The sequence below is a fragment of the Pseudomonas multiresinivorans genome (genome assembly GCF_012971725.1).
GTDB classification, from domain to species: domain Bacteria; phylum Pseudomonadota; class Gammaproteobacteria; order Pseudomonadales; family Pseudomonadaceae; genus Pseudomonas; species Pseudomonas multiresinivorans.
Map to the genome: position 1 here is coordinate 6,436,530 of NZ_CP048833.1, position 21,633 is coordinate 6,458,162.

Consider the following 21,633-nt stretch of genomic DNA (forward strand, 5'->3'; position numbering starts at 1 on the left):
GCGTTTTGGTGTCTGATTCGGTAAACGAATCGGGAGCACCATCTGCGTAGGCTTGAGAGGATCACCTCCCGGGTTTAAGGCTTGCGCCGCCTACGGTCTTGGATAGCCCCCGCCAGGCAGGGACCCCAATACCTGCGAGCAGTGGGCGAACCCACTACTCGACTTAGTTCATCAGCCTTCCAGCGAAGCCTGATCGATCTGCAGACCCGGGCCCATGGTGGTGCTCAGGGTAACGCGCTGAACGTACACGCCCTTCGAGGAGGACGGCTTCAGGCGTTTCAGATCGCTCAACAGCGCTTCCACGTTCTGCTTCAGCTTGACCGGCTCGAAGTCGATCTTGCCAACGGAGGCGTGGATGATGCCGTTCTTGTCGGTACGGAAACGTACCTGACCGGCCTTGGCGTTCTTGACGGCGGTAGCGACGTCCGGGGTCACGGTGCCGACTTTCGGGTTCGGCATCAGACCGCGCGGGCCCAGTACCTGGCCCAGTTGGCCAACAACACGCATGGCGTCCGGGGAAGCGATGACGACGTCGTAGTTCAGGTCGCCGGCTTTCATTTCGGCCGCCAGCTCGTCCATGCCAACCTTGTCTGCACCAGCAGCCAGGGCAGCTTCAACACCAGGACCCTGGGTGAAGACGGCAACGCGTACGGATTTACCGGTGCCGTTCGGCAGAACGGTGGCGCCACGTACGACCTGGTCGGATTTACGCGGATCAACGCCCAGATTGATGGCGATGTCCACGGACTCCTTGAACTTGATGGTCGACAGCTCGGCCAGCAGCTTGGCGGCATCTTCGAAGCCGTATTGCTTGCCCGCTTCAATCTTCTCGGCGATAGCCTTTTGACGCTTGGTCAGCTTAGCCATTACACACCCTCCACGTTCAGGCCCATGCTGCGCGCGGAGCCAGCAATGGTGCGTACGGCAGCGTCCAGGTCAGCAGCGGTCAGGTCAGCCTGCTTGGCCTTGGCGATCTCTTCCAGCTGAGCACGGGTAACGGTGCCGACTTTCTGAGAGTTCGGACGAGCGGAACCGCTGGTGATGCCAGCTGCTTTTTTCAGCAGAACGGCAGCCGGGGTGCTCTTGGTTTCGAAGGTGAAGCTACGGTCGCTGTAAACAGTGATGATCACAGGAGTCGGCAGACCCGGCTCTTGGCCTTGGGTCTTGGCGTTGAACGCCTTGCAGAATTCCATGATGTTCACGCCGTGCTGACCCAGAGCCGGGCCGACGGGCGGCGACGGGTTGGCCTGGCCGGCCTTAACTTGCAGCTTGATGTAAGCCGTGATTTTCTTAGCCATTTGCTACTCCAAATGCGGGTCAAGCGCCCTGTCGGGCTCCCCGGTTGCTTTCGCGTTTTATCCCAAGGACGACAAAACCCCGCAGCCTATGGCTGCGGGGTGTGGGATTCATTGTGCCGGTTAGACTTTCTCTACCTGGCTGAACTCCAGCTCTACCGGAGTAGAGCGACCGAAAATGAGCACGGCGACCTGGATGCGGCTCTTTTCGTAGTTAACTTCTTCGACGACGCCATTGAAGTCGGCGAACGGACCGTCGATCACACGAACAGTCTCGCCCGGCTCGAACAGGGTCTTCGGCTTGGGCTTGTCGCCGCTATCGGCAACGCGACGCAGGATGGCATCAGCTTCTTTATCAGTGATAGGCGCCGGCTTGTCGGCAGTACCACCAATGAAGCCCATGACGCGAGGAGTGTCCTTGACCAGGTGCCAAGTACCCTCGTTCATCTCCATCTGCACCAGGACATAGCCCGGGAAGAATTTGCGCTCACTCTTGCGTTTCTGGCCGTTCCGCATCTCTACCACTTCTTCGGTAGGGACCAGAATCTCACCAAACCCGTCTTCCATGCCGGCCAGTTTGACCCGCTCGATCAGCGAGCGCATGACATGCTTCTCGTAACCCGAGTAGGCATGCACAACGTACCAACGCTTAGCCACGGAACACCCTTAACCTACGATCATGGAAACCAGCCAACCCAGCAGGGAGTCGAGCCCCCAAAGCACCAGCGCCATTACCAGCACTACTGCCACTACGATCAGCGTGGTCTGAGTTGTCTCTTGACGAGACGGCCATACAACCTTGCGAATCTCGGCGCGAGCTTCTTTAGCCAAAGTAAAGAACGCTCGCCCCTTGACGGTCTGCAGCGCAATGAAACCTGCAACAGCCGCCATCACGAGGATACCGAGAACGCGATAGAAGATCGGTTGCGTGGAGTAATACTGGTTGGCAACCACAGCCACCACCACCAGCACCGCAACCACAAGCCACTTCAAGAGATCAAGACGCGACTCTTTGGCTTCTACCTTCGCATTCATCTGCTAGGAATCCCGTTTAAAGAAGTGCCAGATCTTGAAAAATCTGGCAGGCCAGGAGGGAATCGAACCCCCAACCTGCGGTTTTGGAGACCGCCGCTCTGCCAATTGAGCTACTGGCCTAGAACAAAGTCAGGCCGACCATTATGCCGGCCTGATAGGGAAAGATCAATCGATTATTCGATGATCTTGGCAACCACGCCGGCGCCAACGGTACGGCCGCCTTCGCGAATCGCGAAGCGCAGGCCATCTTCCATGGCGATCGGAGCGATCAGAGTGACAACCATTTTCACGTTGTCGCCCGGCATTACCATTTCAACGCCTTCCGGCAGTTCGCAGTTGCCGGTTACGTCGGTAGTACGGAAGTAGAACTGCGGACGGTAGCCCTTGAAGAACGGGGTGTGACGACCACCTTCTTCCTTGGACAGCACGTACACTTCGCACTCGAACTTGGTGTGCGGCTTGATGGTGCCCGGCTTGGCCAGAACCTGGCCACGCTCTACGTCTTCACGCTTGGTGCCACGCAGCAGAACGCCAACGTTCTCACCAGCACGACCTTCGTCGAGCAGCTTGCGGAACATTTCAACGCCGGTGCAGGTAGTTTTGGTAGTCGCCTTGATGCCGACGATTTCCACTTCTTCCTGGATCTTGACGATGCCACGCTCAACACGGCCAGTTACCACGGTGCCACGACCGGAGATCGAGAACACGTCTTCGATCGGCATCAGGAACGGCTTGTCGATGGCGCGCTCGGGCTCGGGGATGTACGAGTCCAGGGTTTCTACCAGCTTGCGCACGGCGGAAACGCCCATCTCGTTGTCGTCCTGGCCGTTCAGGGCCATCAGAGCAGAACCGATCACGATCGGAGTGTCGTCGCCCGGGAAGTCGTAGGTGTTCAGCAGATCGCGAACTTCCATTTCGACCAGTTCCAGCAGCTCAGCGTCGTCCACCATGTCGGCCTTGTTCAGGAACACGACGATGTAAGGAACGCCTACCTGGCGGGACAGCAGGATGTGCTCGCGGGTCTGCGGCATGGGGCCGTCAGCAGCCGAGCAAACCAGGATCGCGCCGTCCATCTGGGCAGCACCGGTGATCATGTTCTTCACGTAGTCGGCGTGGCCCGGGCAGTCTACGTGAGCGTAGTGGCGCACCGGCGAGTCGTATTCAACGTGAGAGGTGTTGATGGTGATACCACGAGCCTTCTCTTCCGGCGCGTTGTCGATCTGATCGAAAGCGCGAGCGGAACCGCCCCAGGTCTCGGAGCAGACCTTGGTCAGAGCAGCGGTCAGAGTGGTTTTGCCGTGGTCAACGTGACCGATGGTGCCGACGTTTACGTGCGGCTTGTTACGCTCAAACTTTTCTTTAGCCATCTTGACCGCCTCCCGTAAGGAATTGAGAAAGTCACGTCACCATTAAAACAAAGGCAGATATTTTCATATCTGCCTTTGCGAGATGGAGCTCATGAGCGGATTTGAACCGCTGACCTCACCCTTACCAAGGGTGTGCTCTACCAGCTGAGCTACATGAGCAAGACATCAGCAACAAACTTGGAGCGGGTAGCGGGAATCGAACCCGCATCATCAGCTTGGAAGGCTGAGGTTCTACCACTGAACTATACCCGCGGAGCTTGCAGCTCACGCTTGAAACTGGTGGAGGGGGAAGGATTCGAACCTTCGAAGTCTGAGACGTCAGATTTACAGTCTGATCCCTTTGGCCGCTCGGGAACCCCTCCGAGTGAGGCGGCATTCTACAGCCTGCCACCGCGTTGTCAACTGTTTTTCTTTAAAAAACTTGAGCTTAGCTCTTCGACAACGGCTTCCAGCGTTCAACCTTTTCAGGTCACCCCTGTGAAGCGGGCGCCATTCTATTCAAACTATTGAGCGCTTGCAACGTTTTTGCACGGCATTGTTTGTTTCTGCAATTCGGGGAAATCCGGGGCCAGCTGACGCACCAGGGAGTCATCCACCAGGCGCCCACTTTCTGGTGCGATCTGCGCCCAGTAATCATGCTGCGAACGAGCCAGTTCGCGCACCAAAGCATCGTAACCAGCGGTCTTCAGCCGCTCCACCACGCTGTCGGCGGAGTCCTTGCGCTGAAATATGCCAAGGGAGATCCCGTCAGTCAGATCCCCTTCCGTAATGATGTAGCTGTCAATCTTTCGTGCCTGCAACTCGCGCAGTTGCCATAGCGATGCCTGGCGCGACGCCAACGGCGGCAGATAAACCCAGAAGTCGACACCAGCAGCAGCATCCACTGTTTGCACTGACGCCTGCACATCCAGGCTCAACAGACGCTGCACCAACTGCCGAGCACGATCCTCCACCGGGAAGCTGCCCAGGTAGACGCAAGCAGATGCGGGGGCGGTCGCCACCTTTTCTTCAGCCTGTCGACGCTGAGGCGTCTCCGCAGACTCGCTGAGTAGCCGAATATTCTTCTGCTCACTGTGAAACAGGCTGAGCGGGGCAATCTCCTTGGGGCGGAGAGGCGCCTGCTGTTGATGCCAGACGTAGTAGAAGACGTTGAGGGCAAGCAGGAAAAGAAAGAACCAGCGCATCGATCAGACTCACTCGATCGGACAGGCAAGTGCCAGCCCGAGAAATACCAGGTCCGGAAGCACAACCGCGCGAGCAGACTCATCCTTGACGAGCTCAGCATCTCCACCGGTCAGGTAGACGGCGCAGTCATCACCCAGCAGCTTGTTGGCCAACTCGATCTGCTCCCGCACGAACCCGCGCAGCATCAGCACGCAGCCACGCTCCACCGCCTCGGAGGTTTCCCGCCCCGGCAGCAGATTCTGCAGCGCCTCATGAGCCGCCTCGTCGTCGTAGCGAATACGCCGAGTGTGAGTACGCAACTGGCTTCGCATCAGCGGCATGCCGGGTGCGATATAGCCTCCCAGATGCTTGCCCGCGGCATCGACTAGGTCCGAAGTCACGGCAGTTCCAAGGTCGAGCACCAGGCATCCGCGCCCCGCCAGACAGTGACCAGCCACCAGAGCCAGCCAACGATCCATTCCCAGGCGCTGATACTCCCGGTAGCCGTTTACCACACCACTGAGCTCGATAGCCGGCGCAGCTATCTGCACCGCAATGGGGAAAGCACTCTCCAGGCTCACACGAAGCGCGTCGGTTTCCTGCTCGCTTCGAACACTCACCATGCGGCAATAGCGAATATCGGCCGCTTCATTGCCCTGCAACTGCGCGAGCAACGCTTGGTCCGAGTCCGCTACGCCACCTGCGACAGTCACTAGGTCATGCTTTCTGACCACTCGCCACTTGATCAGGCTATTTCCACAATCCAACTCAAGAATCATCCGACAACCTCAGACTCAACTCGCCTCCGCTGTAGCTGTGCTCCTTGCCATCGACCAGAAGGCGAAGCGCGCCCCGCTCATCGATGCCAAGCGCGCGCCCAACGATATTATTGGCAGCAGTGGACAGCGTGACTTGCCGCCCCTGCCATAGATGAAGGGACTCCCACTCCTCGCGGCTGGCAGCGAAGCCAGACTCGCGATGACGGGATAGAACATCCGCAAGCTGAGACTCCAGCGCCTGCAGCAACTCGTTACGGTCAACCACCCTGCCTAGCGCCTCCCGCACCGAAGTCCAGGGCTGATCGATCCCCTCCGCCTTGCGCATGTTCACATTGATGCCGATACCGATGGCAACACTGCAGATGTCAGCGGGATCTCCGGTGAGCTCGAGCAGAATGCCGGCAATCTTCTTGCCGCCCACCAGAACGTCATTGGGCCACTTGAGGCCTACATCCGTCACACCCAGAGACTGAATCGCTCTCGCTACCGCAAGACCGACCACCAGACTCAACCCCTCCAACTCCTGCGCACCACCACGAACAGTGATACCCAGGGTGTAATAAAGGTTGGCGCCGAACGGACTTTCCCATTGCCGCCCTCGCCTGCCCCGCCCAGCGGTCTGCCGCTCTCCAAGGATGGCAAACGGAGCCGCGGCGCCGGCAGAAAGACGTCGCAGCACTTCGGCATTGGTGGAGTCGATCGAAAACAGGACATCAAGAGGCCACAGGCCGAAGTCGGACCTGGGCGAGATAATACTCAGCGGCTCTTCCAGGCGGTAACCACGGCCGCGCACTCGCTGCACGACCATACCGTAGTCACGCTCAAAGCCTTCAAGGCGTTTCCAGACGGCGCTGCGACTTACTCCGAGGAGAGCACCCAGCTCTTCTCCGGAATGAAAGCGGCCATCGCTCAGCAATTTCAGCAAGGTCTGCATATCACCCCCACAACAGTCAGGCACGCATCATATAGAGGCATGCCTGAATTGCCTACGCAGCAATGGCCCGACTTTCCCGCGCGCAAAAGCAAAACCCCCGGCCAGCGATGCTGACCAGGGGTCTTGGGATAGGAGCTTGACGATGACCTACTCTCACATGGAGAAACTCCACACTACCATCGGCGATGCGTCGTTTCACTACTGAGTTCGGGATGGGATCAGGTGGTTCCAACGCTCTATGGTCGTCAAGCAATTCTTTATGGACGCTCGTGGCAGTTGCACACGCTCATCCAGATTCGGGTATGTGACAGGTAATTTGCGGTTCACACGAACTTTCGGTTCGTTACGTCTTCACCGTACAACACGCAAATTGTTTGGGTGTTATATGGTCAAGCCTCACGGGCAATTAGTATCGGTTAGCTCAACGCCTCACAGCGCTTACACACCCGACCTATCAACGTCGTAGTCTTCGACGGCCCTTCAGGGGAATCAAGTTCCCAGTGAGATCTCATCTTGAGGCTAGTTTCCCGCTTAGATGCTTTCAGCGGTTATCTATTCCGAACATAGCTACCCGGCAATGCCACTGGCGTGACAACCGGAACACCAGAGGTTCGTCCACTCCGGTCCTCTCGTACTAGGAGCAGCCCCTCTCAAATCTCAAACGTCCACGGCAGATAGGGACCGAACTGTCTCACGACGTTCTAAACCCAGCTCGCGTACCACTTTAAATGGCGAACAGCCATACCCTTGGGACCGGCTTCAGCCCCAGGATGTGATGAGCCGACATCGAGGTGCCAAACACCGCCGTCGATATGAACTCTTGGGCGGTATCAGCCTGTTATCCCCGGAGTACCTTTTATCCGTTGAGCGATGGCCCTTCCATACAGAACCACCGGATCACTAAGACCTACTTTCGTACCTGCTCGACGTGTCTGTCTCGCAGTCAAGCGCGCTTTTGCCTTTATACTCTACGACCGATTTCCGACCGGTCTGAGCGCACCTTCGTACTCCTCCGTTACTCTTTAGGAGGAGACCGCCCCAGTCAAACTGCCCACCATACACTGTCCTCGATCCGGATAACGGACCAGAGTTAGAACCTCAAGCATGCCAGGGTGGTATTTCAAGGATGGCTCCACGCAGACTGGCGTCCACGCTTCAAAGCCTCCCACCTATCCTACACAAGCAGGCTCAAAGTCCAGTGCAAAGCTACAGTAAAGGTTCACGGGGTCTTTCCGTCTAGCCGCGGATACACTGCATCTTCACAGCGATTTCAATTTCACTGAGTCTCGGGTGGAGACAGCGCCGCCATCGTTACGCCATTCGTGCAGGTCGGAACTTACCCGACAAGGAATTTCGCTACCTTAGGACCGTTATAGTTACGGCCGCCGTTTACCGGGGCTTCGATCAAGAGCTTCGCTTTCGCTAACCCCATCAATTAACCTTCCGGCACCGGGCAGGCGTCACACCCTATACGTCCACTTTCGTGTTTGCAGAGTGCTGTGTTTTTAATAAACAGTCGCAGCGGCCTGGTATCTTCGACCGGCATGGGCTTACGCAGTAAATGCTTCACCCTCGCCGGCGCACCTTCTCCCGAAGTTACGGTGCCATTTTGCCTAGTTCCTTCACCCGAGTTCTCTCAAGCGCCTTGGTATTCTCTACCCAACCACCTGTGTCGGTTTGGGGTACGGTTCCTAGTTACCTGAAGCTTAGAAGCTTTTCCTGGAAGCATGGCATCAACCACTTCATCATCTGAAAGATGACTCGTCATCAGCTCTCGGCATTAAGACCCCGGATTTACCTAAGATCTCTGCCTACCACCTTAAACTTGGACAACCAACGCCAAGCTGGCCTAGCCTTCTCCGTCCCTCCATCGCAGTAACTAGAAGTACAGGAATATTAACCTGTTTCCCATCGACTACGCTCTTCAGCCTCGCCTTAGGGACCGACTAACCCTGCGTCGATTAACGTTGCGCAGGAACCCTTGGTCTTTCGGCGTGGGAGTTTTTCACTCCCATTGTCGTTACTCATGTCAGCATTCGCACTTCTGATACCTCCAGCAAGCTTCTCAACTCACCTTCACAGGCTTACAGAACGCTCCTCTACCGCGCATCTTGCGATGCACCCGTAGCTTCGGTGTATGGTTTGAGCCCCGTTACATCTTCCGCGCAGGCCGACTCGACTAGTGAGCTATTACGCTTTCTTTAAAGGGTGGCTGCTTCTAAGCCAACCTCCTAGCTGTCTAAGCCTTCCCACATCGTTTACCACTTAACCATAACTTTGGGACCTTAGCTGACGGTCTGGGTTGTTTCCCTTTTCACGACGGACGTTAGCACCCGCCGTGTGTCTCCCACGCTGACACTTCCAGGTATTCGGAGTTTGCATCGGTTTGGTAAGTCGGGATGACCCCCTAGCCGAAACAGTGCTCTACCCCCTGGAGTGATACGTGAGGCGCTACCTAAATAGCTTTCGAGGAGAACCAGCTATCTCCGAGCTTGATTAGCCTTTCACTCCGATCCACAAGTCATCCCCTACCTTTTCAACGGGAGTGGGTTCGGTCCTCCAGTCAGTGTTACCTAACCTTCAACCTGCTCATGGATAGATCGCCCGGTTTCGGGTCTATACCCAGCGACTAAAACGCCCTATTAAGACTCGCTTTCGCTACGCCTTCCCTATACGGTTAAGCTCGCCACTGAATATAAGTCGCTGACCCATTATACAAAAGGTACGCAGTCACCTAACAAAGTAGGCTCCCACTGCTTGTACGCATACGGTTTCAGGTTCTATTTCACTCCCCTCTCCGGGGTTCTTTTCGCCTTTCCCTCACGGTACTGGTTCACTATCGGTCAGTCAGTAGTATTTAGCCTTGGAGGATGGTCCCCCCATATTCAGACAAAGTTTCTCGTGCTCCGTCCTACTCGATTTCACTTCAAAGAACCTTTCACATACGGGGCTATCACCCACTATGGCCGCACTTTCCAGAGCGTTCTGTTAGATTCAAAGAAGCTTAAGGGCTAATCCCCGTTCGCTCGCCACTACTAAGGGAATCTCGGTTGATTTCTTTTCCTCAGGGTACTTAGATGTTTCAGTTCCCCTGGTTCGCCTCTTGCACCTATGTATTCAGTACAAGATACCTAGCTTATGCCAGGTGGGTTTCCCCATTCAGAGATCTCCGGATCAAAGTCTGTTTGCCGACTCCCCGAAGCTTATCGCAGGCTACCACGTCTTTCATCGCCTCTGACTGCCAAGGCATCCACCGTATGCGCTTCTTCACTTGACCATATAACCCCAAGCAATCTGGTTATTGTCTCGAACGTGAAGACGACATTCGCCGAAAATTCGCGCTTGAACTCGCAAATTTTACCTTGACTTGAATAATCACCAGTGAAAGAGATTATTCAGTCTACTTCTATCACATACCCAAATTTTTAAAGAACGGTTCTGGCACAAAGACCAGACATCAATGTTCGTTCAACTTGAACATTCATGTCTGAGCTTTCGACGATTTAATGGTGGAGCCAAGGAGGATCGAACTCCTGACCTCCTGCGTGCAAAGCAGGCGCTCTCCCAGCTGAGCTATGGCCCCATCGGATCGCAGCACACCACAACAATTGGTGGGTCTGGGCAGATTCGAACTGCCGACCTCACCCTTATCAGGGGTGCGCTCTAACCAACTGAGCTACAGACCCAATCGTCTAACCAGTGAATCAAGCAATTCGTGTGGGAGCTTATGAAGAAGCTGAGATCTTCGATTAAGGAGGTGATCCAGCCGCAGGTTCCCCTACGGCTACCTTGTTACGACTTCACCCCAGTCATGAATCACTCCGTGGTAACCGTCCCCCTTGCGGTTAGACTAGCTACTTCTGGAGCAACCCACTCCCATGGTGTGACGGGCGGTGTGTACAAGGCCCGGGAACGTATTCACCGTGACATTCTGATTCACGATTACTAGCGATTCCGACTTCACGCAGTCGAGTTGCAGACTGCGATCCGGACTACGATCGGTTTTATGGGATTAGCTCCACCTCGCGGCTTGGCAACCCTCTGTACCGACCATTGTAGCACGTGTGTAGCCCTGGCCGTAAGGGCCATGATGACTTGACGTCATCCCCACCTTCCTCCGGTTTGTCACCGGCAGTCTCCTTAGAGTGCCCACCATAACGTGCTGGTAACTAAGGACAAGGGTTGCGCTCGTTACGGGACTTAACCCAACATCTCACGACACGAGCTGACGACAGCCATGCAGCACCTGTGTTCCGATTCCCGAAGGCACTCCCGCATCTCTGCAGGATTCCGGACATGTCAAGGCCAGGTAAGGTTCTTCGCGTTGCTTCGAATTAAACCACATGCTCCACCGCTTGTGCGGGCCCCCGTCAATTCATTTGAGTTTTAACCTTGCGGCCGTACTCCCCAGGCGGTCGACTTATCGCGTTAGCTGCGCCACTAAGATCTCAAGGATCCCAACGGCTAGTCGACATCGTTTACGGCGTGGACTACCAGGGTATCTAATCCTGTTTGCTCCCCACGCTTTCGCACCTCAGTGTCAGTATCAGTCCAGGTGGTCGCCTTCGCCACTGGTGTTCCTTCCTATATCTACGCATTTCACCGCTACACAGGAAATTCCACCACCCTCTACCGTACTCTAGTCAGGCAGTTATGGATGCAGTTCCCAGGTTGAGCCCGGGGATTTCACATCCATCTTACCAAACCACCTACGCGCGCTTTACGCCCAGTAATTCCGATTAACGCTTGCACCCTTCGTATTACCGCGGCTGCTGGCACGAAGTTAGCCGGTGCTTATTCTGTTGGTAACGTCAAAACAGCAAGGTATTAACTTACTGCCCTTCCTCCCAACTTAAAGTGCTTTACAATCCGAAGACCTTCTTCACACACGCGGCATGGCTGGATCAGGCTTTCGCCCATTGTCCAATATTCCCCACTGCTGCCTCCCGTAGGAGTCTGGACCGTGTCTCAGTTCCAGTGTGACTGATCATCCTCTCAGACCAGTTACGGATCGTCGCCTTGGTAGGCCTTTACCCCACCAACTAGCTAATCCGACCTAGGCTCATCTGATAGCGCAAGGCCCGAAGGTCCCCTGCTTTCTCCCGTAGGACGTATGCGGTATTAGCGTTCCTTTCGAAACGTTGTCCCCCACTACCAGGCAGATTCCTAGGCATTACTCACCCGTCCGCCGCTGAATCCAGGAGCAAGCTCCCATCATCCGCTCGACTTGCATGTGTTAGGCCTGCCGCCAGCGTTCAATCTGAGCCATGATCAAACTCTTCAGTTCAATACTGCTTGGGTTTTGAGAAAACCCTAAACTTGGCTCAGCAATCGCATGCTCTATTTAAAGAGCTAAAACTCTCGAATTCACGAGTGTTACTTGCGCTGCTGATAATCAGTCGATCATCAGTCTTACATCACAAGCACCCACACGAATTGCTTGATTCAACTTGTTAAAGAGCAGTTGGTTGATTCTTTCGTCTCAACCGAGGCGCGCATTCTACGCTAACCTCATCTTTCGTCAAGCTTTATTTTTCGAAAATTTCTTTTCTACTCGACCGCTTGGGCTTCCGAGAAGTCAAACCTCTCATCAGCGGGAGGCGCATTCTACAGCGATCAAACTCACTGTCAAGCACCTCGGCGATCTTCTTTTCAGCTCGCTGCCGGAGCAGCTAATGAAGAGCAGCAAGTGAATCACCTGCCTGACCACCACTCTCAACTCAGATCTCTGTAAGTACTTGATTTTCAAGTTCTTTCAGCGCTTCGTCGCTGGGAGTGGTGCGCATTATAGGGAGTTTAAATTGGCCGTCAACGACTAATTTAAACTTTCTTCATTCAGCAACCAGGGAGACACGCGCGAAGGCCTTCTTGCCCGCTTGCAGCACGTGGGTAGCGCCAACCTTGAAGACAAAGCTGCGATCCACCACATCGCCATCCACACGCACACCACCAGACGACAGCAGATCACGAGCGACAGCAGAGTTCTTCACCAGGCCCGCCTTATTAAGGACGGCACCGATCGGCAGGTCTTCTGCCGCCGCCACTTCCACTTCCGGCAGATCTTCCGGCAGCTCGCCTTCCTTAAGACGGTTACCAGCGGACTTGTGCGCCGAAGAAGCAGCTTCTTCGCCATGGAAGCGAGCGACGATCTCTTCAGCCAGCTTGATCTTGATGTCACGCGGGTTGGCGCCAGCCTCTACATCCTTGCGGAAACCATCGATCTCCTCCATGGAGCGGAAGCTGAGCAGCTCGAAGTAACGCCACATCAGGGTGTCCGGGATGGAGACCAGCTTGCTATACATGACGCCCGGCGCTTCCTGGATGCCGATGTAGTTGCCCAGAGACTTGGACATCTTCTTCACGCCATCCAGGCCTTCGAGCAGCGGCATGGTCAGGATGCACTGCGGCTCCTGCTCATAGGCGCGCTGGAGCTCGCGCCCCATCAGCAGGTTGAATTTCTGATCAGTACCGCCGAGCTCGACGTCCGCACGCAGCGCTACCGAGTCGTAGCCCTGAACCAGCGGGTAAAGGAACTCGTGAATGGCAATGGACTGATTGCTGGCATAGCGTTTGCTGAAATCATCGCGTTCCAGCATACGGGCAACGGTGTACTGGGAAGCCAGACGAATGAAATCAGCGGGGGAAAGCTGGTCCAGCCAGGTAGAATTGAACGCCACCTCGGTCTTTGCGGGGTCGAGAATCTTGAAGACCTGGGCTTTGTACGTCTCGGCGTTGTCGAGAACCTGCTCGCGAGTGAGGGGTGGACGGGTAACACTCTTACCGCTCGGGTCACCGATCATCCCAGTGAAGTCGCCAATCAGGAAGATCACCTGATGGCCCAGCTCCTGGAATTGGCGCAGCTTATTAATAAGGACGGTATGCCCCAGGTGCAGGTCAGGAGCGGTCGGGTCGAAGCCGGCCTTGATACGCAGGGGTTGGCCGCGCTTGAGCTTTTCGATCAGCTCGGCCTCCACGAGAATTTCGTCTGCTCCGCGCTTGATCAGCGCCAGCTGCTCTTCGACCGACTTCATTGCAGTTTCCTGTACGTTGCGAATTGCGAAAGGGAACCAACGATACAAGAACAGGCACTAAAAACAAGTTTTGCCCAGCGCCAGAGGACAGGACGTCAGAAGCCCGACATCAGGGTTGCTTCAGAGGGAATTTGGTTATATTTTAGGCAGTTATTTCACATTCCAAAAACACCACTCACGCCATGACGCAATCCGATCAGAAAGCGCCGTACTACCCGAAGAGCCATCTGCTGGCCGCAAGCGGTGTAGCAGCGCTCCTCAGCCTGGCTCTGCTGGTGTTCCCCTCGGCCGAGGTCGAGGCGAAGAAGACCACGCTCAATCTCGAGCTGGAAAACGGCACCGAGCAGATTCTCCAGGAAAAAGACGACCTTCGACCCGCTCCGGTCACGGAAGACGGCGGCTCCTCCCCTTTCGCACAGATTGAAGGGCAGCCCGACAACCAGAACAGCGCCGGAAAAGACGCGAAAAAGAAGAACGATCTCGCCGATTCGAACCAGCAATCCTCCCCCTCCGCTTCCGCAGAACCTGCGTGGAAAAGCGTGACCGTGGGCAAGGGCGACACTCTTTCCAACGTGTTCGCGAAGGCCGGCCTGCCGGCGAACGCCGTGCACGACATGCTTGCCGCCAACAAGGACGCCAAGCAGTTCACTCGTCTTGATGTCGGCCAGGACGTGGACTTCCTCATCGATTCCAAGGGCGAGTTGCAGGGCCTCAAGGTCAAGCGCAGCGATCTGGAGACCATCAGCCTGGCCAAGTCCGCCAAGGGCTATGACTTCAAGCGCGACCTGGTCAAACCCTCAGTACACGCCAACTACGCCCACGGCCGAATCGACAGCTCGCTCTTCGTCGCGGGCCGCAATGCCGGCCTGTCCCACGACCTGATCATGTCGATGGCCAACGTCCTGGGCTACGACATCGACTTCGCCCAGGATATTCGCCAGGGCGACGAGTTCGACGTGATCTACGAATCCCAGCAGGTGAAGGACAAGCAGGTCGGCACCGGCAGCATCCTGGCGGTGCGCTTCGTCAACCGCGGCAAGGAATACACCGCGGTGCGCTACACCAACAAGCAGGGCAACACCAGCTACCTGCGTGCGGATGGCAGCAGCATGCGCAAGGCGTTCATCCGCACCCCGGTGGACTTCGCCCGCATCAGCTCGCGCTTCTCTATTGGGCGTTTCCATCCCATCCTGAACAAGATTCGTGCACACAAGGGCGTGGATTACGCGGCGCCGATCGGCACCCCGATCAAGGCGACCGGCGACGGCAAGATCCTCGAAGCCGGCCGCAAAGGTGGCTACGGCAACGCCGTGGTGATCCAGCACGGCCAGCGCTATCGCACCGTTTACGGCCACATGAGCCGCTTCGCCAAGGGCATCCGCTCCGGCGTGGCAGTGAAGCAGGGCCAGATCATCGGTTACGTCGGCATGACCGGGCTGGCCACCGGCCCACACCTGCATTACGAGTTCCAGGTCAACGGCCAGCACGTCGATCCGCTGAGTGCCAAGCTGCCGACCGCCGACCCGCTGACCGGTCCGGAGCGCAAGCGCTTCATGGCCCAGGCGCAACCGCTAATCGCGCGCATGGACCAGGAGAAGGCAACCTTCCTGGCCCTGAACAAGCGCTGATCGATGCCGCTCTATCTGGGGGTAATGTCCGGGACCAGTCTCGACGGACTGGACATTGCCCTGATCGAGCAAGGCGAGCAGACCACTCTGCTCGCCTCCCACTACCTTCCCATGCCTGCGGCGCTACGCGCCGATCTCCTCGCACTCTGCTCTTCCGGCCCTGACGAAATCGCCCGCAGCGCCCTCGCGGAAAACCGCTGGGTACGCCTGGCCGCACAGGGCATCAATGAACTCCTCGCCCGCGAGAATCTGAGCGCCAGCACAATTCGCGCGATTGGCAGCCACGGCCAGACCATTCGCCACGAGCCGCACCTGGGCTTCACCGTGCAGATCGGTAACCCGGCGTTGCTCGCCGAGCTGACCGGCATCGATGTGGTGGCCGACTTCCGTCGCCGTGACGTCGCCGCCGGCGGCCAGGGCGCGCCGCTGGTGCCTGCCTTCCACCGCGCGCTGTTCGGCAGCGATAGCCGCGAGTGCGCCATCCTCAACGTGGGTGGATTCAGCAACGTTTCGCTGCTGAGCCCCGGCGAGCCGGTTCGCGGATTCGATTGCGGCCCCGGCAACGTACTGCTGGATGCCTGGATTCAGGAGCAGCGCGGCGAACCCTATGACCGTGACGGCGCCTGGGCTGCCAGCGGCAGCATCGATCAGGCGCTACTGCAGAAGATGCTGTCCGATGAGTTCTTTGCCGCGAAAGGCCCGAAGAGCACCGGACGCGAACGCTTCAACCTGAACTGGCTCAATGCAGTTCTGGCCGAGCATGGCTCGGTGAGGGCCGAAGATGTGCAGGCCACCCTGCTGGAGCTGACCGCGCAAAGCATCGCCGCAGCGCTGCTGGAAGCGCAGCCCGGCTGCAAGGAAGTAGTGGTTTGCGGTGGCGGCGCCTTCAACGCGACGCTGATGCAGCGCCTTGATGCGCATATACCGGGCGCCAGCGTGATCAGCAGCATCGACCGCGGCGTACCGCCGGAATGGATGGAGGCCATGGCCTTCGCCTGGCTGGCCCATCGTTTTCTCCAGCGTGAGCCCGGCAACTGCCCGGAAGTCACCGCCGCCCAGGGGCCGCGCATTCTTGGAGCGCTCTACCCCGCCTGAACCCGGCCCACAAACAAAAACGCCGCGCATCTGCGCGGCGTTTTCGCTTTTACGGCATCAGATCGAGAAGGACTGACCGCAGCCGCAAGTGGTCGCTGCGTTCGGGTTCTTGATGACGAACCGCGAACCTTCGAGACCTTCCTGGTAGTCCACTTCCGCACCGGCGAGGTACTGGAAGCTCATCGGATCGACCACGAGGTTGACTCCGTCGCGCTCGACGATGGTGTCGTCGTCCGCGGTGTCTTCATCGAAGGTGAAGCCGTACTGGAAGCCCGAACAGCCACCGCCCGTGACGAACACCCGCAGCTTGAGGCGCGGATTGCCTTCTTCGTCGATCAGGTTCTTCACCTTGTTCGCAGCGCCTTGCGAGAACATCAGCGGAGTGGGGGTGAAGGTTTCGATGGTCATGGTGACAACTCTCCCGGCCGAAGCCGTACGTTACAACATTGCGGACTATTATCCGCTTACCCCAGAAAAACGGTCAACTAATCCGACTCATCCATTGGTCCAGATCAATCGACCGCCTTCCGGGGCAATCTTTCCTTACGGCAGCAGTGCGACGTTGGACAGGCCCAGGTGCTCGTCCAGACCGAAGAGGATGTTCATGTTCTGGATCGCCTGGCCGGACGCGCCCTTCACCAGGTTGTCGATGACCGACAGGATCACCACCAGGTCGCCGCCCTGGGGACGGTGCACCGCAATGCGGCAGACGTTGGCGCCACGTACGCTACGGGTTTCCGGATGGCTGCCGGCCGGCATCACGTCGACGAACGGCTCATTGGCGTAACGCTCTTCATAGAGCTTCTGCAGATCGACACCACGGTCGGCGACGCTAGCGTAAAGCGTCGCATGGATGCCGCGGATCATCGGGGTCAGGTGCGGCACGAAGGTCAGGCCGACATCGCCCTTGGCCGCGCGACGCAGGCCCTGGCTGATTTCCGGCAGGTGCCGGTGACCTTTCACCGAGTACGCCATCATGCTTTCGCCGGCTTCGCAGAACAGCGAGCCGACCTTGGCGCCACGACCGGCGCCGCTGACGCCGGACTTGCAGTCGGCGATCAGCTGGCTGGCGTCGGCCAGGCCGTTCTCCAGCAGTGGAATGAAGCCGAGCTGAGTGGCGGTCGGGTAGCAGCCGGGAACGGCGATCAGGCGCGCGGACTTGATGGCCTCACGATTCACTTCCGGCAAGCCGTAGACGGCTTCGGGCAGCAGATCCGGCGCACCGTGCGGCTGGCCATACCACTTGGCCCACTCCTCGGCGTCCTGCAGGCGGAAGTCCGCGGACAGGTCGATCACCCGGGTACCGGTGGCCAGCAGTTCGCCGGCCAGCGCGTGGGCCACGCCATGCGGCGTGGCAAAGAACACCACGTCGCACTCGCCCAGACGTTTCACGTCCGGCACGCTGAAGGCCAGGCCGTCGTAGTGGCCTCGCAGGTTCGGGTACATGTCGGCGACTTTCACGCCCTCCTCGGAGCGCGAGGTGATCACCTCGACGCGCGCCTGGGGATGCTGTGCCAGCAGGCGCAGCAGTTCCACGCCCGTATAACCCGTACCGCCTACGATACCGACCTTGATCATCTGCCTGTCACTCCACCTATGGGGCCAAATTCAGGGGCAGTCATGATATGAGCCACTGCCCCGGCTGAACAGAGCGAATCCGCCTGAATTGAGGGTTACGCGGTTCAAGAGTTTCCGCTTTCCGATCAGGGGCCTGATTGACGCCTGGCGATACCGATTGCCGCAGTCGAACGATCTTTCCCACACTGCAGCCGCCACAGGGATGACGGCATTGCACGGCGCCACTACTATCGGCTCAACCGTGATCCGAGGACGTCCCGATGCTTTACCTGTGGTTGAAAGCCTTTCACATCATTGCCGTGGTCTGCTGGTTCGCCGGCCTCTTCTATCTCCCGCGCCTGTTCGTCTACCACGCCATGAGCGAGGACGCCGCCAGCCGCGAACGCTTCTGCGTCATGGAGCGCAAGCTGTACCGCGGCATCATGGGCCCGTCGATGATCCTCACCATCGTCCTCGGTGCCTGGATGCTCTATCTCAACCCCGCCTGGCTGACCCAGGGCTGGATGCACGCCAAGCTCACGCTGGTGGTGCTGCTGATTGGCTACCACCACGCCTGCGGCGCCATGCTCAAGCGCTTCGCGCGCGGCGAGAACGGGCGCAGCCATGTGTTCTACCGCTGGTTCAACGAAGTGCCGGTACTGTTCCTGATCGCCATCGTGATCCTGGTGGTCGTCAAACCTTTCTGACCCCGACAAGGAGACTGTCATGTCCCTGCCCGCCCTGCTCGACCGCCGCCTGCGCATTCCCCTGGTGGCGGCACCGATGTTCCTGGTCTCCACCCCGCAACTGGTGCTGGCGTGCTGCAAGAGCGGCATCGTCGGCAGTTTCCCCGCGCTGAACCAGCGCGAAAGCAGCGGTTTCAAGGCCTGGCTGGAGGAGATCGAGGCCGGGCTGGCAGCCGACCCGCAGGCAGCGCCCTATGCGGTCAACCTGATCGTCCACAACACCAACCCGCGCCTGCAGGCCGACTTGAAACTGTGCGTCGAGCACAAGGTGCCCATCGTGATCACCAGCCTGGGCGCGGTGCGCGAGGTGGTCGACGCCGTGCACAGCTATGGCGGCCTGGTCTTCCATGACGTGACTACCCGCCGGCATGCCGAGAAAGCGGCGGAGGCCGGCGTCGACGGCCTGATCGCCGTGGCCGCCGGAGCCGGTGGCCACGCCGGTACCTGGAGCCCCTTCGCGCTGGTCGCGGAGATTCGCCAGTTCTTCGACAAGACCCTGCTGCTGGCCGGCTGCATCAACCATGGCCACGAGATCCTGGCCGCCCAGGTGCTGGGCGCCGACCTCGCCTACCTCGGCACCCGTTTCATCGCCACCCGAGAAAGCGCGGCCTCCGAGGCCTACAAGCACATGCTGCTCGACGCCCGCGCCGCCGATATCATCCACACTCCCGCCGTTTCCGGCGTACCGGCCAGCTTTATGCGCCAGAGCCTGGAGGCTGCCGGCTTCGACATGCAGCGGCTGAATGACAAGGGCGCGCTCAACTACGGCGAGAAACTCAAGCCGGTGAGCGACGAGGCCAAGGCCTGGAAGACCGTGTGGTCCGCCGGCCAGGGCGTCGGCGATATCCGCGACCTGCCGGCCGTGGGCGAGCTGATCGCACGCCTGGACCATGAATACCGCCAGGCCCTGACCCGCAGCGCCGGCCTGTCCAATCAACTGCTGGTCTGAGCTGCGGCACCGCTCACGATATATCCGCCGAGGCCGCTTGTTGGCCTTCGGCGGCCCGATTACGCTGTAGCGATTCCAACATAGCCAGAAGACAAGGATGCCCCTATGGACCAATCCCGCTTCAAGATCGTGTTCGACGGCGCGCTGATGCCCCAGACGCCGCTGGAAACCGCCAAGGAAAACCTCGCCCGCCTGTTCAAGAGCGACGCCGCGAAGATCGAAGCGCTGTTCAGCGGCCAGCCGGTCGTGCTCAAGCGCGACCTGTCCGGCGACGAAGCCGACAAGTACCTGCGCGCGCTCCATGGCGCCGGTGCCAACGCCCGCAAGGAAGCCGAAGGCGTCGCGGACTTCAGCCTGGTGGAAACCGATGACCACCCCAGCGAAGCGACCCTGGCCGCCCGCGCGGCCGGTGAAACGGCCAGCAACGAGCGAATGACCTGCCCCAAGTGCGGGCATGAGCAAGCCAGCGCCATCGAGTGCAGCGCCTGCGGCATCGTCATCGAGAAATACCTGGCGCGCCAGGCCGAACTCGCAGCCAACCCGGCGCCCGTCGCGGCGACCGCCACTCCGGCCACTGCAGCATCTCCCTATGCGCCGCCCCAGGCGCAAGTTGGCGACGACCTGCCGGAGTTCGGCGAGCTGAAAGTCCGTAGCCTGTCCGGCCGAATCGGCCGCGTGCGCTACCTTGGCTGGTCAGCGGCACTGTCCTTCATCGTTTTCGGCGCCTACCTGGTCGCCAGCCTGCTGATGGCCGTTTCACTGCCCCTGGGCGTGGTCGCCATTGCCGCGGTGGTCATTGCCGCCATGGTCTTCAGCGTGCCGATCGGCGTGCAGCGCCTGCATGACCTGGGCTGGTCCGGCTGGCTCTGGCTCGCGCTGCTGGTGCCCTTCGTCAACGTGGTTCTCAGCCTGCTGATGCTGTTCATGCCCGGCGAGCAGACCGCCAACCGCTTCGGTCCGCCGCCGCCGCCCAACAGCACCGGCGTCAAGGTCCTGGCCTTCTCCTGGCTGCTGTTCCCGGTGTTTGGCGGTATCCTCGCCGCCATCGCGATCCCGGCCTACCAGAGCTACATCGAGCGCGCCCAGGCTGCCCAGGCGCAGTCCCAGCAAGGCGACGAAGCTGCCGACCCGGCGGCCACCGCGGAGCCCTCCGACGGCGACTTCAGCAGTGGCGACACCGAAGGCGGCGACTCGGATCAGTAATGCAACAACCCGTGGCAGGCGTGGTCGAACGCCACCCCGCCACAGAGACTCCTGAATGCCTCGTTTTGCCCTCATCACCGGCGCCTCCAGCGGTATCGGCCTGGCCCTGGCCGAAGCCCTCGCTCGCCGCGGCCAGGCGCTGATCCTGGTGGCGCGCAAGCGCGACGCGCTGGATAGCATCGCCTGCGAACTGTCCCAGCGTTTCGGGGTGGAGGTGCTGTTCCGCGTCTGCGACCTCTCCGAACCGCTGCAGATATCCGGGCTGCTCCACGAGCTGGAACAGAGCGGGCGACAGATCGAACTGCTGGTGAACAACGCCGGTGTCGGCACCTCCGGCGCCTTCATCGACCAGGACTGGTCCCGCGAGCAGGAACTGCTGGAACTCAATGTGCTGGCCCTGGCGCGCCTGTGCCACGGCATCGGCGCCATGATGGAGCGCAGCGGTGGCGGGCGGATTCTCAACGTCGCCTCCATGGCGAGCCTCCTGCCCGGCCCCTGGATGAGCAGCTACTACGCCAGCAAGGCGTTCGTGCTGCACTTCTCCGAGGGGTTGCGCGAGGAGCTCAAAAGCCGTGGCATCAAGGTTTCCGTGCTCTGCCCGGGCCCAACCCGCACGGCGTTCTACCGCAACGCCGACATGCGCCTGGGCAAGCTCGACAATGGCAAGCGGATCATGTCGCCCGAAGAAGTCGCCTTCCTCGCGGTGAAGGCACTGCGCCGCGCGCCAGCGATCATCATTCCCGGCTGGCGCAACCGACTCTTCGCCCGCTCGGTGCGCCTGCTGCCGCGCTGGGCCCTGCGCAAGCTGGCCGGCCGGGTCAATCGCCTGGCCCTGGCCAGCTAGCCAGGT

Annotated in this window: 17 protein-coding genes, 6 tRNA genes and 3 rRNA genes; 6 read left to right on the forward strand and 20 right to left on the reverse strand. The window is 59.0% G+C overall.

Annotation, left to right across the window (positions count from 1 at the left end):
• Positions 1-171: 171 nt before the first annotated feature.
• The 18 genes from rplA to tyrS form a co-directional block, all read right to left on the reverse strand.
• Positions 172-867 carry a 50S ribosomal protein L1 gene (gene rplA, locus G4G71_RS29440; protein ID WP_015475312.1) on the reverse strand — a complete coding sequence of 232 codons (696 nt, stop codon included), beginning with the start codon at positions 865-867 and terminating at the stop codon, positions 172-174.
• Complete coding sequence (gene rplK / locus G4G71_RS29445; RefSeq protein ID WP_024767122.1) at positions 867-1,298, reverse strand: 50S ribosomal protein L11; 432 nt, start codon at positions 1,296-1,298, stop codon at positions 867-869. The genes rplA and rplK overlap by 1 nt, the downstream gene beginning before the upstream one ends.
• A gap of 120 nt (positions 1,299-1,418) precedes the next feature.
• Positions 1,419-1,952, reverse strand: a complete 534-nt coding sequence (gene nusG, locus G4G71_RS29450; protein WP_015475310.1) for a transcription termination/antitermination protein NusG — start codon at positions 1,950-1,952, stop codon at positions 1,419-1,421.
• Positions 1,953-1,961: 9 nt separating this feature from the next.
• Positions 1,962-2,330, reverse strand: coding sequence for a preprotein translocase subunit SecE (secE, locus tag G4G71_RS29455; RefSeq protein ID WP_024767121.1), 369 nt, complete (start codon positions 2,328-2,330; stop codon positions 1,962-1,964).
• A 44-nt stretch (positions 2,331-2,374) separates the two neighbouring features.
• Positions 2,375-2,450 (reverse strand) — tRNA-Trp (locus G4G71_RS29460).
• 53 nt (positions 2,451-2,503) lie between these two features.
• Positions 2,504-3,697, reverse strand: coding sequence for an elongation factor Tu (gene tuf, locus G4G71_RS29465; RefSeq protein ID WP_054910987.1), 1,194 nt, complete (start codon positions 3,695-3,697; stop codon positions 2,504-2,506).
• 83 nt (positions 3,698-3,780) lie between these two features.
• Positions 3,781-3,856, reverse strand: a tRNA-Thr gene (locus tag G4G71_RS29470).
• A 19-nt stretch (positions 3,857-3,875) separates the two neighbouring features.
• Positions 3,876-3,949: transfer RNA gene (locus G4G71_RS29475), tRNA-Gly, on the reverse strand.
• 25 nt (positions 3,950-3,974) lie between these two features.
• A tRNA-Tyr gene (locus G4G71_RS29480) sits at positions 3,975-4,059 on the reverse strand.
• A 141-nt stretch (positions 4,060-4,200) separates the two neighbouring features.
• On the reverse strand, positions 4,201-4,881 hold the full coding sequence (locus tag G4G71_RS29485) for an SPOR domain-containing protein (RefSeq protein ID WP_169942337.1): 681 nt from the start codon (positions 4,879-4,881) through the stop codon (positions 4,201-4,203).
• Between the two features lie 9 nt (positions 4,882-4,890).
• On the reverse strand, positions 4,891-5,640 hold the full coding sequence (locus G4G71_RS29490; RefSeq protein WP_169942339.1) for a pantothenate kinase: 750 nt from the start codon (positions 5,638-5,640) through the stop codon (positions 4,891-4,893).
• Complete coding sequence (gene birA, locus G4G71_RS29495; RefSeq protein ID WP_169942341.1) at positions 5,630-6,574, reverse strand: bifunctional biotin--[acetyl-CoA-carboxylase] ligase/biotin operon repressor BirA; 945 nt, start codon at positions 6,572-6,574, stop codon at positions 5,630-5,632. The genes G4G71_RS29490 and birA overlap by 11 nt, the downstream gene beginning before the upstream one ends.
• A gap of 134 nt (positions 6,575-6,708) precedes the next feature.
• Positions 6,709-6,824: ribosomal RNA gene (rrf, locus tag G4G71_RS29500) — 5S ribosomal RNA — on the reverse strand.
• A gap of 135 nt (positions 6,825-6,959) precedes the next feature.
• Positions 6,960-9,851 (reverse strand): 23S ribosomal RNA (locus G4G71_RS29505).
• A 230-nt stretch (positions 9,852-10,081) separates the two neighbouring features.
• A tRNA-Ala gene (locus tag G4G71_RS29510) sits at positions 10,082-10,157 on the reverse strand.
• A gap of 26 nt (positions 10,158-10,183) precedes the next feature.
• A tRNA-Ile gene (locus G4G71_RS29515) sits at positions 10,184-10,260 on the reverse strand.
• A 64-nt stretch (positions 10,261-10,324) separates the two neighbouring features.
• Positions 10,325-11,861: ribosomal RNA gene (locus tag G4G71_RS29520) — 16S ribosomal RNA — on the reverse strand.
• Together the 16S, 23S and 5S rRNA genes with 2 tRNA genes alongside form the textbook arrangement of a ribosomal RNA operon.
• A gap of 544 nt (positions 11,862-12,405) precedes the next feature.
• The gene (tyrS, locus tag G4G71_RS29525; RefSeq protein WP_169942872.1) at positions 12,406-13,605 is read right to left on the reverse strand and encodes a tyrosine--tRNA ligase; all 1,200 of its coding nucleotides are present in this window, start codon (positions 13,603-13,605) and stop codon (positions 12,406-12,408) included.
• A gap of 182 nt (positions 13,606-13,787) precedes the next feature.
• Here tyrS and G4G71_RS29530 point away from each other — a divergent pair, with 182 nt between their 5' ends.
• Positions 13,788-15,233 (forward strand): peptidoglycan DD-metalloendopeptidase family protein, encoded by a 1,446-nt coding sequence (locus G4G71_RS29530; protein WP_169942343.1) that lies wholly within the window; start codon positions 13,788-13,790, stop codon positions 15,231-15,233.
• Positions 15,234-15,236: 3 nt separating this feature from the next.
• A complete protein-coding gene (locus G4G71_RS29535) occupies positions 15,237-16,328 on the forward strand; it encodes an anhydro-N-acetylmuramic acid kinase (RefSeq protein WP_169942345.1) in 1,092 nt (363 codons plus the stop codon).
• 57 nt (positions 16,329-16,385) lie between these two features.
• Here G4G71_RS29535 and erpA read toward each other — a convergent pair whose 3' ends face one another.
• Both erpA and argC read right to left on the reverse strand, forming a co-directional pair.
• Positions 16,386-16,736 carry an iron-sulfur cluster insertion protein ErpA gene (erpA, locus tag G4G71_RS29540; RefSeq protein ID WP_045212604.1) on the reverse strand — a complete coding sequence of 117 codons (351 nt, stop codon included), beginning with the start codon at positions 16,734-16,736 and terminating at the stop codon, positions 16,386-16,388.
• Between the two features lie 135 nt (positions 16,737-16,871).
• Positions 16,872-17,906 (reverse strand): N-acetyl-gamma-glutamyl-phosphate reductase, encoded by a 1,035-nt coding sequence (gene argC, locus G4G71_RS29545; RefSeq protein WP_169942347.1) that lies wholly within the window; start codon positions 17,904-17,906, stop codon positions 16,872-16,874.
• 260 nt (positions 17,907-18,166) lie between these two features.
• Here argC and hemJ point away from each other — a divergent pair, with 260 nt between their 5' ends.
• From hemJ to G4G71_RS29565, 4 genes are all read left to right on the forward strand, one after another.
• Positions 18,167-18,592 (forward strand): protoporphyrinogen oxidase HemJ, encoded by a 426-nt coding sequence (gene hemJ, locus G4G71_RS29550; protein WP_065085717.1) that lies wholly within the window; start codon positions 18,167-18,169, stop codon positions 18,590-18,592.
• 19 nt (positions 18,593-18,611) lie between these two features.
• Complete coding sequence (locus G4G71_RS29555; protein ID WP_024763559.1) at positions 18,612-19,580, forward strand: NAD(P)H-dependent flavin oxidoreductase; 969 nt, start codon at positions 18,612-18,614, stop codon at positions 19,578-19,580.
• A gap of 105 nt (positions 19,581-19,685) precedes the next feature.
• A complete protein-coding gene (locus G4G71_RS29560) occupies positions 19,686-20,783 on the forward strand; it encodes a DUF805 domain-containing protein (protein ID WP_169942349.1) in 1,098 nt (365 codons plus the stop codon).
• Between the two features lie 55 nt (positions 20,784-20,838).
• On the forward strand, positions 20,839-21,627 hold the full coding sequence (locus G4G71_RS29565; RefSeq protein WP_169942351.1) for an SDR family NAD(P)-dependent oxidoreductase: 789 nt from the start codon (positions 20,839-20,841) through the stop codon (positions 21,625-21,627).
• Positions 21,628-21,633 lie beyond the last annotated feature (6 nt).

Excerpts from the sequence above, each read along its gene's own strand:
- rplA (WP_015475312.1), bottom strand. The coding sequence starts at position 867 with ATGGCTAAGCTGACCAAGCGTCAAAAGGCTATCGCCGAGAAGATTGAA.
- rplK (WP_024767122.1), bottom strand. The coding sequence starts at position 1,298 with ATGGCTAAGAAAATCACGGCTTACATCAAGCTGCAAGTTAAGGCCGGC.
- secE (WP_024767121.1), bottom strand. The coding sequence starts at position 2,330 with ATGAATGCGAAGGTAGAAGCCAAAGAGTCGCGTCTTGATCTCTTGAAG.
- tuf (WP_054910987.1), bottom strand. The coding sequence starts at position 3,697 with ATGGCTAAAGAAAAGTTTGAGCGTAACAAGCCGCACGTAAACGTCGGC.
- G4G71_RS29485 (WP_169942337.1), bottom strand. The coding sequence starts at position 4,881 with ATGCGCTGGTTCTTTCTTTTCCTGCTTGCCCTCAACGTCTTCTACTAC.
- G4G71_RS29490 (WP_169942339.1), bottom strand. The coding sequence starts at position 5,640 with ATGATTCTTGAGTTGGATTGTGGAAATAGCCTGATCAAGTGGCGAGTG.
- birA (WP_169942341.1), bottom strand. The coding sequence starts at position 6,574 with ATGCAGACCTTGCTGAAATTGCTGAGCGATGGCCGCTTTCATTCCGGA.
- tyrS (WP_169942872.1), bottom strand. The coding sequence starts at position 13,605 with ATGAAGTCGGTCGAAGAGCAGCTGGCGCTGATCAAGCGCGGAGCAGAC.
- G4G71_RS29530 (WP_169942343.1), top strand. The coding sequence starts at position 13,788 with ATGACGCAATCCGATCAGAAAGCGCCGTACTACCCGAAGAGCCATCTG.
- G4G71_RS29535 (WP_169942345.1), top strand. The coding sequence starts at position 15,237 with ATGCCGCTCTATCTGGGGGTAATGTCCGGGACCAGTCTCGACGGACTG.
- erpA (WP_045212604.1), bottom strand. The coding sequence starts at position 16,736 with ATGACCATCGAAACCTTCACCCCCACTCCGCTGATGTTCTCGCAAGGC.
- argC (WP_169942347.1), bottom strand. The coding sequence starts at position 17,906 with ATGATCAAGGTCGGTATCGTAGGCGGTACGGGTTATACGGGCGTGGAA.
- hemJ (WP_065085717.1), top strand. The coding sequence starts at position 18,167 with ATGCTTTACCTGTGGTTGAAAGCCTTTCACATCATTGCCGTGGTCTGC.
- G4G71_RS29555 (WP_024763559.1), top strand. The coding sequence starts at position 18,612 with ATGTCCCTGCCCGCCCTGCTCGACCGCCGCCTGCGCATTCCCCTGGTG.
- G4G71_RS29560 (WP_169942349.1), top strand. The coding sequence starts at position 19,686 with ATGGACCAATCCCGCTTCAAGATCGTGTTCGACGGCGCGCTGATGCCC.
- G4G71_RS29565 (WP_169942351.1), top strand. The coding sequence starts at position 20,839 with ATGCCTCGTTTTGCCCTCATCACCGGCGCCTCCAGCGGTATCGGCCTG.